Genomic DNA, 14,086 nt, shown 5'->3' with positions numbered 1-14,086 from the left:
GAGWCCGGACCGCGATGGCCTCGCCAGTGTCTGCCAAAAGGTGACATCCCGCTTTCCCTTTCTTGAAGTAATCTGTGCTGATGGAGGATATCAGGGGAAAATTGCAGCAAAGGCGAGCCCGCGGCCGCTCCAAATCGTCAAGCCAAACCAGAAAGGGTTTCAAGTACTTCCAAAACGCTGGACCGTAGAGCGCACGTTCGCCTGGCTTGGCATAAACCGCAGGTTGTCAAAGGATTTGGAACGATATGCAAAAACCACAGAAGCTCTAATGAACGTTGCAATGATCAAGCTGATGGTTCGAAGAATTGCTCGATATGGCTATTCTTGAACAGACTCTAAGATAGAATCTACACTATAATGATTAGTATGCTCTGTTTTATAAATATTTTTTCGATTATCGAAATTAATAGCGTTTCCCTCAATCAAGGCTTACTGGGCATAATACTAAATAAATGCCAGCTTAAGATTTGAGTTGCGGCGCTTCATTGGTAATTAGTTGATGATAATGGAACTATCTGATTATCGGAAAACTTGGATGATCAGTTTGTAAAAATAGGTTGGCGCACGGATCGCAACTTCTGAGTTAAGTATAAGAATTACTTATATTGACATACATCTAATCGATTTGATTTCTGGATCTTATGCATTATGAAACGCCGGTATCAGAAAACAAGTATCCAAGTTTTTTTGACATAGATCTCTGATGGCGTTGGTTTTCTTAATATGGCATCAAGTTTTGTAAATTAGTGGTATTAGCAATATTGGCAGAAGAGACTTATATTTTGGACACGATCCAGCTCAAATTGACTGCTGAACAAATTGGTTATCTGATAGATGTTCGGCAAACACTGCATAAAGCGCCGGAAGCTTCTGGTGAAGAAGAACAAACTGGTCGCTTTATTGTTGGGCAACTCGAGCGGATTGGGGCTGATCGTATTTTTTCCGGGCTTGGCGGTTTTGGGGTGATTGCTGAGTATCGTGGCGCTGCAGATGGGCCAACTGTGATGATCCGGTGTGAGCTGGATGGGTTGCCGATTGAGGAGATCTCTGAGGTTCCTTATCGCTCACAAATCCCGGGCCGTGGCCATCTGTGTGGGCATGACGGGCACATGACGATGGTTCTTGGCGTAGCACATTTGCTGTCCGCACGACGCCCGAAGCAAGGGCGTGTCGTGTTGATGTTCCAGCCAGCTGAAGAGACTGGAGCAGGGGCGGCGGCTGTGATTGAAGATCCGAACTTCGCAGAGTTCCGACCCGATTTCGCCTTCTCACTGCATAATTTACCGGGACGCCCCATGGGAGAAGTCAGCATCTGCCGGGAGTATGCCAATTGCGCATCTCGCGGAATGCAGATCAACCTGCGCGGAAAGAGCTCTCATGCAGCTGCACCGGAAGATGGTCTCTCTCCAGCCTCGGCAATCTCTGTGTTGATGGAGCAGCTCGCGAAGCTGGGTGTCGGCGGGGAAATGAATGATCAATTTACACTCAGCACACTAACACATGCCCGTTTAGGGGAGCCAACGTTTGGAATTGCACCCGGGTTTGGAGAGCTGCGTGTCACACTGCGGGCCATCAGTGATGCATTGATGGAAGATATGATTGACCGGGCACAAGAAGCTGTCACGCAGGCAACTCCTGATCTGGATGTTGCAATCACATGGCATGATATTTTCCTTGCCTGTGTCAACCATCCAGAAAGCCGTGATCAGATTATTCAGGCAGCGAAGCGGGTCGGCACCCCATTGAAGGAACTGGATTATCCGATGCGGTGGTCAGAAGATTTTGGCCGATTTGGATTGGATGGGGCAAAGTCTGCGATGTTCTTTTTGGGCTCTGGAGAAACACAGCCTCAGCTCCACAATCCTGACTATGACTTCCCGGATGAGCTGATCCCGATCGGAGCAGATCTGTTCGTTACGATCATTGATCAGCTTTTGGGTCTTGCTGATTAAAGTTCACCGACGAGCTTGTAGTCCCATCTCTCGCAGAGATGGGGCATTCGTTTGCCCCCCCCAGTGGTCAGGCCTAGTTCAGGTAACTTCTGTCTTCCAGAGGCACTTTTTTGATTTCATCCCGCAAGATTTCAATAAACGCTGCCTCTGCAGCATTGTGCCGGGTCTTTGAGTTCGTAATGAGTGCAATGTCGTAGACCGGCAGGTCTGCAAAGTCGGTAATGCGCCATAAGCGCTTCGCCTCGACGTAAGGCCGGGCCACATGGACCGGAAATGGGCCGACGCCGACGCCAATCTCGATCAATCGGCGCAACTCTTCCAAATGATAGGACCGGCCAACAGGGGAATGCTCAATGCCCAGCTTGTTGCGTGCCATGGCAAACTCACTCATTTCTCCGCCGGGTTCATCAGTGGGGAAAGTCACATAGGGCTCGTGGGCAAGCTCTTCCTTGCGAATATCATCACGCCCAAACAGCGGGCTGAGGCGACCACAATAAAGCGCAAATCTCTCACGGTAGATAATCTCATAGGTCAGGCCGGGTTGACGAGCCGTGGTGAGGCCTATTCCGCAAGACGCCGTTTTGCGCTTCACCTGCGTCACCACATCACCACTTGTTGCAACCTTGATTGAGAGCGTCGCCTTTGGGTGCGTCCTGTGAAAACGGACAAAAGCTGCATCAATCACAGGCGACTCGGCATGGGTTGCTGTTGCGATGGAAACGTGTCCGGTCACGTCCTCGCGCACGTCTTTCAAGACTGCTGCAATGCGCGACACACCGCTATAAATCTCAAGACATTCCTCATAGAGAAGCTGCCCGGCTTTGGTCAGTGAGAACTCACCTGCATTACGGTCTATCAGCATGCAATCAAACTGATTTTCCAACCGTTTCAAGGCATTGGTAATGGCTGGTTGTGTCAGCAAAAGTCGCTTTGCTGCTTTGGTAACCCCTTTCTCTTCAACAATGATGAGAAAGGTATAAAGCAAGTTCCAATCGAGGTTTCGACAGAAGCGTTCAAGAGAGGTTCGATTCATATGATATTACTCAAATTTATATCTACATTAAATATATGAACTTGCTTAATGCGTCTACTCTTGGTCCTATGAATTTATGCGTAGGTTGTTAGTTGCAGCAAAAAGGGGTAGCGCACACAACCAGCACTAGGCATACGCAAAAAACGATTTTCCGGAGGAGAGACACTTGACCAATTTCACAAAATTCGCAGTTGCAACTGCGCTGACAATCGGCCTGACAAGCGGCGTTTCTGCTGCAACCACCTTGAAGCTTGCCGGTGTTGTACCAGTTGAGCACTACGGCAACACACTGCTGGAGCAAATCAAGACTGATATTGAAGCTGCCAATGTTGATTTGAAAGTAACCGTGTTCCCGGCAGGCCAGCTCGGTGCGGGCGAAGAACTGTTTGAAGCTGCTGCACGTGGAAACGTAGATCTGGTGCATTCTGTGGTGTATGCGCACAGTGATCCGGTCCTTGAAATCAACTCTCTGCCATACCTTGTGAGCAGCTGGGATGAAGCCGAAAAAGTCTATCTGAACAAGGGCTCTGCCTTCAACAAAATCTTTGCTGAGCGTCTTGACGGCTTGGGTCTCAAGCTTCTGGCGAACGCACCAGAAGGGTTCATCGGTGTTGTAGCAAACGATGTGCCTGACAATGCAGGCAACACAGGCGACAAAGGCATGAACATTCGTGTCTGGAGCTCTCAGGTCATCAAAGCGACCGTTGAATCAATTGGGTTTAAAGCCACCACAATGAACTGGGGCGAAGTCTTTCCTGCCATTCAGGCGGGTACGGTTGATGGAGCGATCTGCTGTACTGCGCAGCTGGCTTACAGCGCATTTGCAACCTCTGATGTTGGCAAAGCCTTCATCCCGTACAACGCTGTAGTCGAAAACACCACCTACTACGCCTCCAGCCGCACGTGGGACAAACTCTCCCAAGAGCAGCAGTCAGCTGTCCAGTCAGCTTTTGACAAAGCCGCCCGTGATTATGCTGCTTGGGGCCGAAATAACGAGGCACAATACGTCACAAAGCTTCAGGAAAGCGGTTATCAGGTTGTGACAATGTCTGATGAGGACCGTGCTGCTATTGCTGAGAAAGTGCGTGCGGACGTATGGCCACAAATCTCTGAAATCGTTGGCAAAGACACCATCGATGCTCTGATGGCAGATAAATAAGCACAAAGACACCTATGCGAACGGGTGGTCTGTTGCTGCCCGTTCCTTTTCCTGAAGTTAAGCCAGAACTATGAGCATTCATGTCTGAACTCTCACAACACCTCTCACCAGGCTGGTCTCGATTTGTCGATCGCCTGGTAACGATCAAATCCTGGTTGCTTGCCATTGGCTGCATCATCATGGCTGGCACGTTCTTCCTCGTGGTGATCTTTCGCTATGGATTTGGCTCAGACCTGTTTGCCTATGAAGAGTGGCTGCTGATTATCTGTTTCTGGATGTATTTCGCAGGCGCAGCAATGGGAACCTACGATGGCTCTCATGTAAATGCAGACTTGTTGACCTATGTGATCAAGGATCCACGCAAAGCACATGTACGGGCCCTCGTTATTGGTTCGATTGAGTTCATCATTGCGATGGCACTGGTCTATTGGTCCGCGCTCATGATTATTGATGAGATCGACAGCTATCCCCGGTGGCGCGCAACAATTGCCCTTCGAATTCCGTTCTTTGTCCCACGCCTTGCCATGCTGGTCGGCTTTGCAACCATGGCCTTCTACAGCCTGCTGCATCTGATCGTGCTCGTCAAAACCGGCCCAGCCAAATCTGCGGCACAACCAAATGTGCAACAGCAAGATGATGTATCGCTTCCACCGGTCATGCCAGAGACAACAAAAACAAAAGAGCCAGCACTATGATTATTCTGGGAAGCCTTATTCTTATCTGTCTCATGCTGGTGATTGGCGTCAGCGTCCCAATGTCCTTTGGCGCTGTTCTACTATTCATCGCGCTCTTTGGCGGGCACGACGTCAGCGGCTTTATGCCAACAGGGCACTGGAAGGTAAGCTCACTGGTCCTGCTTGCAATCCCATTGTTCATCCTGGCTGGCGCAATCATGGAGCGAGGCCGGATAGCGGCACCTTTGGTGTCCCTTGCTGAGCTGATGGTGGGCAACGTCCGTGGTGGGCTGAGTGCCGCTGCGGTTGTTGCAAGTGGCATCTTCGGAGCGATCTCTGGTTCTGCTGCTGCTACACTCACCTGCATCGGCTCCATTATGATGCCGCATCTGCGCAAAGCCAACTATCCGGAAGGCATGGCAGCGGCGCTGATCGTGAGCGCTAGTCCCTTGGGCCTGCTTATTCCGCCAAGCTCCTCACAAATTCTCTATGCCTGGACCACACAGCAATCCGTACTCAAGTGCTTTCTGGCAACCGTTATTCCAGGGGTCATTCTCATCGGTTTCCTCTGCATCGTGAACTTCGTGATGCTACGGAATGTAAAGGACCTGAAGACCGAACGTGTGGGAGGCAAGTTCACGTTTGAGCTGCGCACCAGAAGCTTCAAAGCTATGCCTGCGCTCTTGATGCCTGTGATCATTCTGGGTGGCATCTATGGTGGTGTTATGACACCAACAGAAGCTGCTGGTGTCGCTGTAATCTACGCAATTCCGATCGGCTTCTTTATCTATCGCGGTCTTGATAGGGAGAACTTTTTTCCAACACTGCGCTATGCCGGCACAACCATCGGTGTTGTCATGATGATGGTGCTTATGGTGCTCATTGTCAGCCAGTTTCTGGTGTTTGAGAATATTCCGGCAATGGCAAAGGATCTGATTTACTCAGTTTCTGATAATCCGATCATTATCCTGCTGATGGTCAATCTGGTCATGATCCTCATTGGCATGCTGATGGATGATATCTCCGGCTTGCTGTTGTCCGCGCCGCTCTTGCTGCCAATCGTGCAAAGTGTCGGCATGGAACCGGTTCACTTTGCAGCGGTGCTTGGTGTCAATCTGGGCATGGCAAACATCACGCCTCCAACAGCACCATTGCTTTATCTTGGGGCTCGTGTGACGGACGCTCCGGTCAACAAGATGATGAAGCCGACGCTGATAATGATTGCATTCGCATGGCTGCCAACGCTGGTAATCACGACCTTTATTCCGCAGGTTGCGCTTTGGTTGCCAGAACTGGTGTTCGGCTGATCAGAGTTTAGCCTCAGCTCACTCTAATGAGCTGAGGCAGCTCTCTACTGTTACTTTCACATCGGCATATATGAAGATGGCAACACCAATGTATTCATCTTGGTGCGAGATTTCGTGCACCCAAATTGAAGCGAATTTAAAGATTGCGCTCGGGCTTTTGCCCGACAAAACCAAGTTCTGTGCAGTTGTCAAAGCAGATGCCTATGGACACGGTATCGCGAACGTCATGCCAATCATCCAGCGCAACAACGTTCGTTACGTCGGCATCACGTCAAACGCAGAAGCGCAGGCTGTTCGCGACACCGGTTACAAAGATAACTTGCTCCGGTTGCGGGCAACAACGCGCGATGAGGCTGAAGCTGCTTTGCCTTTTCAGGTTCAGGAGCAAGTGGGCAGCTTTGAGGGCGCATTGGAACTTGCCAGTGTCCGCAGGAATGAAAGCACTCCTGCAAACTACCATCTCTCGTTAAATGCAGGCGGAATGTCTCGGGATGGCTTGGAGCTTTCCTCCCTAAAAGGCAAAGAGGTATGCCAGCGTATCGTAGAGTTGCTGGGACCGCACATCACAGGCGTGAGCACTCATTTTCCCTCAAACCTACCTGAAGAACTTGAGGCGAGCATCGCGCGCTATCACAAGGACGTGGATTGGGTCGTCGCCAATACGTCTCTGCGGCGTGAGAACTTGCTGGTCCATGCCGGCAGCACGCTGACACTTGTCTCTTCATGCAACCCTTATACGGACATGATGCGCTGTGGTGCGGTGATGTACGGCATTGTAAAGCCAGAGCTTGGCTTTAAGACCACCATGACATTAAAGGCGAGAATAATAAGCCTTGGAGAATTCCCCGCTGGCAGCACGATTGGTTATGACCGTGCGACGGTGCTAAATGAAGACAAGCGGCTTGCGACTGTATCACTGGGATACGCCAATGGATATCTGCGACGCTTTGCAGGACTAAGCAGTGTGCTTGTTCAGGGCAGAAAACAGCCCGTTTTGGGGAAAATTTCCATGAACACCATTGTCGTGGATGTGTCAGATCTCATGGGCGTTGCATTGGGAGAGGAAGTGGTTGTGTTTGGTAGCCAGCAATCTGCTGAAATCACAACTCAAATGGCAGAGGCGTCCTCAGGCACCATCATGGCTGATCTTTATACAGATTGGGGTCAACGCAATCCGCGCGTCGTAAAACACACTCAGGATGTCACGAAGAAAGAAACGTTGCTCATCTGACTTCAGATAATCTCTACAACGGATACAAATACACCCGCCGGAGGGTCTCCGGCGGGTGTATCTCGTTTTGCGAGAATTAGTTGCGCGGGGACAGGTGAAGACCTGCAATTGTGCAGCGCACAGAACCGCCAGCCAGCTCAAGCGTTGGGATAGCAAGCGGCACCAATGTTGCTGTCGCTGAGATCCTATCGCGTTGCTCTTCTGTCAAAATATCATAGGCAGTTTGCGAAAGTGCGAGCAGGGGGCCATCCTTGCCCATCAGTTCGATTGCATTTCCGGCAAAACCAGAGATCTGAGCATTGCTCAGCTCAATCACATCCCGACCTGTGGCTTCAAGGCGTGCCACAACTTCTGAGCGCCGCGCCGTATCTGTGATCATGTCTGTACCGATCAGCGCAAAGTTGGTTCCAACACACATCAGCACGTTTGTATGATAGATCGACGTGCCCTTGTCGTCTTCAGCTGCAAACACCATCGGCTCAAAGTTGAAGTGCGTGCAAAAACGTTCCAGCGCGATTGGGTTGGTTCTGTCGCTCTCCACCGCATAAGCAACACGATCAATATGATCGAGCACCATTGCGCCAGTTCCTTCAAGATAAAGCCCATCCTGCTCAAGGCCGGAATAGTCGATGACATCCTGAACACGGTAGTCTGACTTCAGCATTTCAAGAATGTCGTGACGACGCTCCAGGCGGCGATTTTCTGCCTTCATCGGAAAAATCGCAACGTGTCCACCAGCATGAGTAGAGAACCAGTTGTTAGGGAAAACACAATCTGGAAGTCCCGGAGTATCTCCCTCAAACACATGAACGCGCACACCGTGAGATTCAAGCTGCTCCACCATTGCGGTATGCTCATCATAAGCCTGCTTGGCGTGCTCTGAATCTGTTGTGATCTCAGCCTGAAAAGCGTTGTCAGCAGCAGTCTCCGCATTCACTGAAAAGTGGTGCGGGCGAACCATGACGACGGCGCCGGGCGCTTGAACGGATGTACGGTTCATGCAGCGTCTCCGCTTTCCGGTTCTGCACGCATCACCATACCAAACAGGTCACGCGGATCATCAGGATCGGCTAGCATATCAAGATCATGGTACAAACCTGTGCCCTTAAGTTGGTCACGAACGTAGCGAAGGGCGGAGAAGTCCTCAGTTGCAAAGCCTACACCGTCAAACAGCGTGATCTGACGCTCGTCTTTGCGGCCCTCTGCCTGACCCGTGATCACTTTCCAGATCTCAGTGACAGGGAAATCCTCCGGCATCTGCTGAATTTCGCCTTCGATGCGTGTCTGAGGTGGATACTCCACGAAAACATCAGAGCGGGCCAGGATGCCACTGGCAAGCTCAGTCTTGCCCGGGCAGTCGCCACCAATCGCGTTGATATGCACGCCAGTTCCAACCATATTGTCGGAAAGCACGGTGGCATTCTGCTTGTCGGCGGTACAGGTGGTGATGATCTGTGCGCCAAGAGCCGCTTCTTCTGCGCTTTTGCAGGACTGCAAGGTCAAACCGCGACCTTCCAGATTGCGCATGAGTTTTTCAGTCGCCTTGGGATCAACATCGTAAAGCCGCAAGGTTTTGATCCCGCAGATTTCCTTCATCGCCAAAGCCTGAAACTCTGACTGCGCACCGTTGCCGATCATCGCCATGGTGTGAGCATCTTTAGGAGCAAGGTATTTTGCCACCACAGCTGAGGTCGCTGCTGTGCGAAGCGCTGTCAGCACGGTCATTTCAGTCACAAGGACAGGGTAACCGGTATACACATCTGCCAGAAGACCAAACGCAGTAACAGTCTGCAGGCCTTCCTTAGTGTTCTTTGGATGCCCGTTGACGTACTTGAAGCCGTATGTCTCGCCATCCGAGGTCGGCATCAGCTCGATAACACCTTCTTTGGAGTGGGAAGCCACCCGGGGTGTCTTGTCAAACAGCTCCCAACGACGAAAATCTTCTTCGACGTAGTCGGCGATGCCCGAGAGCATTTTCTCAATGCCAATGTGATGGACCAGCTTCATCATATTGTCGACACTGACAAATGGAACGAACGCGAGTTCTGACGGGGCAGGGGCTGACATGAGCTTTCCTCAAGTAATTACAGTTTCCCTAGTATCAACTGTGCAAATTGCAAAAAACATATCAATCTTGCTAAGTATGAGAGATAGTTTTTGACAGATTGCTAGGTTAATTTTATATTATTGCTAAACTTATGGGTTGAGAGCACTTATGAAGCAAAACCATACGGCGAAACATATTTATGATGAACTCGACCGGCAATTAATCAGCCTTTTGCGTTTGGATGGCCGTGCTCCAGTCTCCAAACTTTCACAGATTATGGGCGTCTCACGCGCAACAGTACAAACACGCATGGACCGGCTGCTGGAAACAGGGGCTCTGCTTGGTTTTACGGCACGAGTGCGTGAAGATTATGACAGCGGCGAGATCCGCGCTGTCATGATGATTGAAGTGATGGGACGCAACACCACCCAGGTCATCCGCAAACTACGCGGTCTGCCCGAACTGCAAGTCCTGCACACCACCAGCGGTAAATGGGATCTGGTAACAGACATCCGCGTCGAAAACCTCTCAGAATTCGACCGCGTCCTGCGCGAAGTCCGCCTGATCGAAGGCGTCATGAACAGCGAAACAAGCATCTTGCTGTCCAGCGTTTGACTGCTAGCAACTTGCCTTGTTTGGGTTCCTAATTGATCCGCAACAAGCGTTTCAGCTTAGTTTGGAATCCGCCGCGTTTCTCTTTCCGCGCTAATTCCTCTCCAGAGATGAGAAACGTTACTTGCACCACATAGCGTTCACCTTTGAAAGAAGGATGGCCATGCCAGCTTGTTTCTGAGCGTTTAAATGCGAACACGTTCCCAGCGAGCGGAGAGACCTCCTCAGCATAGTCGTCCATGTCAGTGTCTCCATTAAGGGCACGAATGGCACCTCCAGCGGCGTCATCCCAATCTTCATTGAGATAGATGAGCATGGTGCAGATCTTGGATTTAGAATCGTTGTGAATACGGCCATCACCGTGTTTGGACAAGCGTCGCACAGTGATCATCCGTGGTTTGTCCATAAGATCCAAACTGAGTTTTTCCGAAAGAATTTCAGCCAGTTCCGGTTTGTAAAGATCATCTACAAGTTGCTTGAATGCGCCAGTCGATTCAAGTTTTGACAAGGGCAGATACCCAGTCTGTTTGATATCTGGATAATCACGACGAACATCAGCAGCTTGCTTTTGGGTCAGTACATTTTCCCCCACCAGATACTGGAAAGGAGTTGTACGAGTATTGGAGTCTCTGAGAGCATCGAAATTGATCATTTTCCAACTTCCCTGACGCAGCAAAAAACAGGTGGTAGCTGTAGCACAGGTTAGAAAAGCCAAAAATTCTCAGTTCTGAGTGCAGAAAATTTGAGACTGTAATTTAAATGGTAAAGGATCAAATCAACCAGAGAGATCTCTTGTGTTGATTTGGCTGTGAAATAATAGTTCACTATCAAAAAGTCTGTTTTACGCGCTTGATTTCTAAGATCTGCAGAACAAGTGCATAGGGAAATGCCATTTGAAAGAAATCCCCCAATCAAATGGCATTGCAGTCGTGTTACAGATGCCACTCAGCGAGACCAATGCGTTCTGAGCTGTCTACCCGCAACGTGATCGGTTGGCTGTCCTTGTCGTGCATGAGGACCGTATCCGCCCCCACACATTCAGTGAGCATGATTACGATGTTTCCTCGTGACAAACTGTCTGTGTGAATGGTTCCACCCGGAAGCATAATAGCTTTGCCATCCGGAACTTTAATATTGGCCAGCGCAAATTTGTCGTCTTTGATCTGTTTGCCCACGGTAATAACGATCTCGTCCTGATCTGACGAAGCCATAAAGATATGAGGAAACTCATGTCTTTCGACGAAAAACCCATTGGCTTCTTCGAGAGAGTATTGGTGGTTTGCTGGTGTAATTTGATATTCAACGACGTTGAGATCACACTTGTCAAACTTCACCGGAACGGTTTCGCCTTTATCAAAGACTTTCACGCCAAACGCTTGTGTTACTTCTTCAAATGCAGGCGATAATTCCGTTTCCATCGGAATTTCCAGTAAGACATCTGCACAGGACAGACATCCAGATGCTCCAAACACGTTTCCGGGCGCGGCGATGCTGACTGTGTTTGCATCATGCCATGTCCCTTCTATGACAGAAAAAGCGCTATCTGGGAGCGAAGACAATGATGTTTTCGTCTCCAAGATACTCTGGTGAGTGCCCGCGACCGTTTGTGAAGGAGACGCCGGTGTAATGTGAGGGGCACTTCGATTGATAACCACATCACTCCCCGGTGGGATGATGCTATGAAGAGCGTTAGTTGTGACAGCAACTTCATTGTTGACCACACGGTGTATCGATACAGCCTTTAAAGAGCTCTCTACTTTCTGACTTGAGAGCTCTGCATTGTATTTAACCGTGATTCCAACATCATTCAGGCGCCGTTCCTGATAATCTGGCAGCTTTATGCTCTTATCGGTAGAGCTTGAGCTCACCGTATGCTGTAGGTTTGCTTGTACCTGCGGCGTTGATGTTGCAAGTGTGACTGGCATCCTGGTTTCTTCTCAGAAATTGCAGGACTGATGAGCCCTTTTCTTGAAAAAGGTACTCATCTTTGTCCTGACTTGATTGAAATGAACATGCTGCATCGTGCGGTCACGTCTGCATCAAACAGACTGTGACCGAGCAATCAGTGGTTTGATGAACACAGGCGTTATTCAGAAAGCGCCTGCAACTCAGTTTCAAACTGCGTACGTTCTTCTGGTGTGAAACCGCGTAAGTGGTTGCCATCTGTGCGTTGCGCGATCACACTAGCGACGAACTCGTTGGCTTTGTCCGCAGGAATGTCCGGATAGTTTTGGGCCACATAAAGGGCAATGGTCTGCTGATCTTCGTTGAAGTTGATACCACCCGGTGTCGTGATCTGCTGTGGTTTGAAGCTTTCAGTCTGGGCTGCAATGTTCAGCTGTGCTCCACCAATCAGGCGTGGGTCTGCAACAGTCGCGGGCTGTGTGCGGCTCAAGCCTTGCGCCAGCAGGTCTGACACGCGGATTGGTTTAGCCGTACCCCCCAGATCGTTTGCCGCTTTGCTCCGTAAATCGAAGGTATGCAGCAGCTCATTAACGTCGCTCAGAGATTGCTCAGCGTCGGTTGCTTTAAGTGCGCTTAACAGTGCAGCCTTCTGGTCCTCATATTCGCCCGGTTTTTTCAAACCGGAATCAGGCTTCAGAAGCTGTTCAAATGACTTTGTATCCAACAGAGCCGGGAAATGTTCTGTAGCCAAAGAACGGAACTCAGGATTGTTCTCAAGGACAGCTTCAAGCTGTGAGCTGTAATCTGCGTCAAGGTAATTGTGTTGGATCCCACGACTGGACTGCATCGCAGCAGCACCGACCACTTCCAGACCTTCAGTCTTGGTCGTACCTGCAACTTCCAGACCCACCACGTGCTGCCAGGCCCCACCGGAAGAAAGGTCACTGAAGCGCTGGTTGACGTCGTAGACTGGCTGCAACTGAGAGGCCAGTTCTCTTTCAAGGAGCGGGACTTTCTTAGCCGCCCCTTCAACCACTTCGGTTCTGCTGGTTCCGCCACCGCGCTGACCGACTGCATAGACCAGGTAGTCTGCTTCAAAGTCTCCACCATCTGTGCTGATGGTCAAGGGGCGATTTTCACCCGCAGAGACTTTGTTGATCTGCTGATAACGGAACACCGTACCGCCATCAGAACGGTCATTACCCGCTTCCTGTGCCGTGAAGGTAGCCTCAATACCAACAGAGCGCACATCCCATGTCAGTGCCACGCCAGGCTTTTGATGGGGCTGCATCATCCAGAAGATGTTTTCCTTATCAACGCCGCGTGTTGAAAGCTCCATAATCGCATCTGTACCCGCATTCGGGCCCATTACCGCCACAACACGTCCGGTCAGGTCTCGCGTGCCTGCTTCGTTACGCTGGAACTGATCCAAATCCAGGCAGTTGGCAGCATTGGGGTGACCAGAATTTCTGAAATCAGCCACTTCCGGCGGGACGTGATGGTACTCGTAGTCTGAGCGTTCAATGCCGGCGCCTGTGGCAAGGATGACCTTCTTGGCCAGAAGCGGCTCGCTATCTGCATCAGTCTGCACCTTATAAAGACCTGTCTCTCTGTCTCGGCTGATCTGACGGACTTCGGCATCAAGGATGTTCCCACCAGAAACCTGATCGATGCGTTGCGCATTGAGCTGAGACCACTCCTGTCTGTCAACCGGGTCCAGGCAAGAGGATGCAATTGGTTCATCACCAGGGTTCACCAGCTGCTGTGCCTGGTTGATGCATTGAGTGTAATGGCCTTTTTCATAGCCTCGTGCACCGGCCCATGGATCATTTTTGCCGACCACAAGCACGTTGTTCTTCGTGCTGTCCGCAACAATAGAGCAATCACACCGTTTCAGGCTGGTGAGGTAGGCTGCTGCCGATGTGCCTCGCCCGACACAAATCAGATCATATAGTGATTTGTCAGCACCAGCGTTTCCTTGCGTCGTTGCGAGTTGATCTTTGACAGCGGACTGCGTTTCAACGGCTTTTTGTTGATGCGATTGCAGCGCCGGGTGAGGAGAACTCGGCGCCGGACTGCTTGTTGTATCAGCCTGTGGTGGGATGTTGGCAGGGGCAATTGTTGGTGCCGTAGAAGTCGCTTGCGGGATGGTCATCGGGGAAGCCC

Annotated in this window: 13 protein-coding genes; 7 read left to right on the top strand and 6 right to left on the bottom strand. The window is 50.6% G+C overall.

Annotated features, from left to right (window positions below):
• Window positions 1-328, top strand: a 328-nt coding sequence (locus DHN43_RS25855; protein ID WP_159096990.1) for a transposase, incomplete at its 5' end; no start/stop codon positions are given.
• A gap of 454 nt (window positions 329-782) precedes the next feature.
• Window positions 783-1,952 carry an amidohydrolase gene (locus DHN43_RS25850; protein WP_244306984.1) on the top strand — a complete coding sequence of 390 codons (1,170 nt, stop codon included), beginning with the start codon at window positions 783-785 and terminating at the stop codon, window positions 1,950-1,952.
• A gap of 73 nt (window positions 1,953-2,025) precedes the next feature.
• Here the strand turns inward: DHN43_RS25850 and DHN43_RS25845 are convergent, their stop codons facing one another.
• Window positions 2,026-2,985 carry a LysR family transcriptional regulator gene (locus tag DHN43_RS25845; protein WP_108820569.1) on the bottom strand — a complete coding sequence of 320 codons (960 nt, stop codon included), beginning with the start codon at window positions 2,983-2,985 and terminating at the stop codon, window positions 2,026-2,028.
• A 166-nt stretch (window positions 2,986-3,151) separates the two neighbouring features.
• On the opposite strand from DHN43_RS25845, the gene dctP reads away from it, so the two are divergent.
• The 4 genes from dctP to alr all read left to right on the top strand — a co-directional run bounded on the left by dctP (window position 3,152) and on the right by alr (window position 7,356).
• Window positions 3,152-4,144 (top strand): TRAP transporter substrate-binding protein DctP, encoded by a 993-nt coding sequence (dctP, locus tag DHN43_RS25840; protein ID WP_108820568.1) that lies wholly within the window; start codon window positions 3,152-3,154, stop codon window positions 4,142-4,144.
• An 80-nt stretch (window positions 4,145-4,224) separates the two neighbouring features.
• On the top strand, window positions 4,225-4,839 hold the full coding sequence (locus DHN43_RS25835; protein ID WP_057465184.1) for a TRAP transporter small permease: 615 nt from the start codon (window positions 4,225-4,227) through the stop codon (window positions 4,837-4,839).
• Window positions 4,836-6,125, top strand: coding sequence for a TRAP transporter large permease (locus tag DHN43_RS25830; protein WP_063292005.1), 1,290 nt, complete (start codon window positions 4,836-4,838; stop codon window positions 6,123-6,125). Before DHN43_RS25835 ends, DHN43_RS25830 begins: the two co-directional genes overlap by 4 nt.
• 88 nt (window positions 6,126-6,213) lie before the next feature.
• The gene (gene alr / locus DHN43_RS25825) at window positions 6,214-7,356 is read left to right on the top strand and encodes an alanine racemase (RefSeq protein WP_208995633.1); all 1,143 of its coding nucleotides are present in this window, start codon (window positions 6,214-6,216) and stop codon (window positions 7,354-7,356) included.
• Between the two features lie 76 nt (window positions 7,357-7,432).
• Here the strand turns inward: alr and ctlX are convergent, their stop codons facing one another.
• Entirely contained in the window at window positions 7,433-8,356 is a 924-nt protein-coding gene (ctlX, locus tag DHN43_RS25820; RefSeq protein WP_063292007.1) for a citrulline utilization hydrolase CtlX, read from the bottom strand.
• Window positions 8,353-9,423 carry an ornithine cyclodeaminase gene (locus tag DHN43_RS25815; protein WP_108820566.1) on the bottom strand — a complete coding sequence of 357 codons (1,071 nt, stop codon included), beginning with the start codon at window positions 9,421-9,423 and terminating at the stop codon, window positions 8,353-8,355. Before DHN43_RS25815 ends, ctlX begins: the two co-directional genes overlap by 4 nt.
• A gap of 148 nt (window positions 9,424-9,571) precedes the next feature.
• On the opposite strand from DHN43_RS25815, the gene DHN43_RS25810 reads away from it, so the two are divergent.
• The gene (locus DHN43_RS25810) at window positions 9,572-10,018 is read left to right on the top strand and encodes an Lrp/AsnC family transcriptional regulator (protein ID WP_057465180.1); all 447 of its coding nucleotides are present in this window, start codon (window positions 9,572-9,574) and stop codon (window positions 10,016-10,018) included.
• A 28-nt stretch (window positions 10,019-10,046) separates the two neighbouring features.
• Here the strand turns inward: DHN43_RS25810 and DHN43_RS25805 are convergent, their stop codons facing one another.
• From DHN43_RS25805 to DHN43_RS25795, 3 genes are all read right to left on the bottom strand, one after another.
• The gene (locus DHN43_RS25805; protein WP_208995632.1) at window positions 10,047-10,667 is read right to left on the bottom strand and encodes a 2OG-Fe(II) oxygenase; all 621 of its coding nucleotides are present in this window, start codon (window positions 10,665-10,667) and stop codon (window positions 10,047-10,049) included.
• Window positions 10,668-10,947: 280 nt separating this feature from the next.
• Window positions 10,948-11,940 (bottom strand): hypothetical protein, encoded by a 993-nt coding sequence (locus tag DHN43_RS25800; RefSeq protein WP_108820565.1) that lies wholly within the window; start codon window positions 11,938-11,940, stop codon window positions 10,948-10,950.
• A 161-nt stretch (window positions 11,941-12,101) separates the two neighbouring features.
• Window positions 12,102-14,075, bottom strand: coding sequence for a type III effector (locus DHN43_RS25795; RefSeq protein WP_108820564.1), 1,974 nt, complete (start codon window positions 14,073-14,075; stop codon window positions 12,102-12,104).
• Window positions 14,076-14,086: the final 11 nt, after the last annotated feature.

It is taken from the genome of Pseudovibrio sp. Alg231-02 (genome assembly GCF_900143565.1).
Lineage (GTDB): Bacteria > Pseudomonadota > Alphaproteobacteria > Rhizobiales > Stappiaceae > Pseudovibrio.
Note: the sequence above shows the minus strand (reverse complement) of the source record. Positions and strands in the feature narration are given on the sequence as shown.

Bases quoted from the DNA above. Each gene is read 5' to 3' on its own strand.
- DHN43_RS25805 (WP_208995632.1), bottom strand. From the start codon at position 10,667: ATGATCAATTTCGATGCTCTCAGAGACTCCAATACTCGTACAACTCCT.
- DHN43_RS25845 (WP_108820569.1), bottom strand. From the start codon at position 2,985: ATGAATCGAACCTCTCTTGAACGCTTCTGTCGAAACCTCGATTGGAAC.
- DHN43_RS25835 (WP_057465184.1), top strand. From the start codon at position 4,225: ATGTCTGAACTCTCACAACACCTCTCACCAGGCTGGTCTCGATTTGTC.
- DHN43_RS25810 (WP_057465180.1), top strand. From the start codon at position 9,572: ATGAAGCAAAACCATACGGCGAAACATATTTATGATGAACTCGACCGG.
- DHN43_RS25815 (WP_108820566.1), bottom strand. From the start codon at position 9,423: ATGTCAGCCCCTGCCCCGTCAGAACTCGCGTTCGTTCCATTTGTCAGT.
- alr (WP_208995633.1), top strand. From the start codon at position 6,214: ATGTATTCATCTTGGTGCGAGATTTCGTGCACCCAAATTGAAGCGAAT.
- ctlX (WP_063292007.1), bottom strand. From the start codon at position 8,356: ATGAACCGTACATCCGTTCAAGCGCCCGGCGCCGTCGTCATGGTTCGC.
- DHN43_RS25800 (WP_108820565.1), bottom strand. From the start codon at position 11,940: ATGCCAGTCACACTTGCAACATCAACGCCGCAGGTACAAGCAAACCTA.
- DHN43_RS25830 (WP_063292005.1), top strand. From the start codon at position 4,836: ATGATTATTCTGGGAAGCCTTATTCTTATCTGTCTCATGCTGGTGATT.
- DHN43_RS25795 (WP_108820564.1), bottom strand. From the start codon at position 14,075: ATGACCATCCCGCAAGCGACTTCTACGGCACCAACAATTGCCCCTGCC.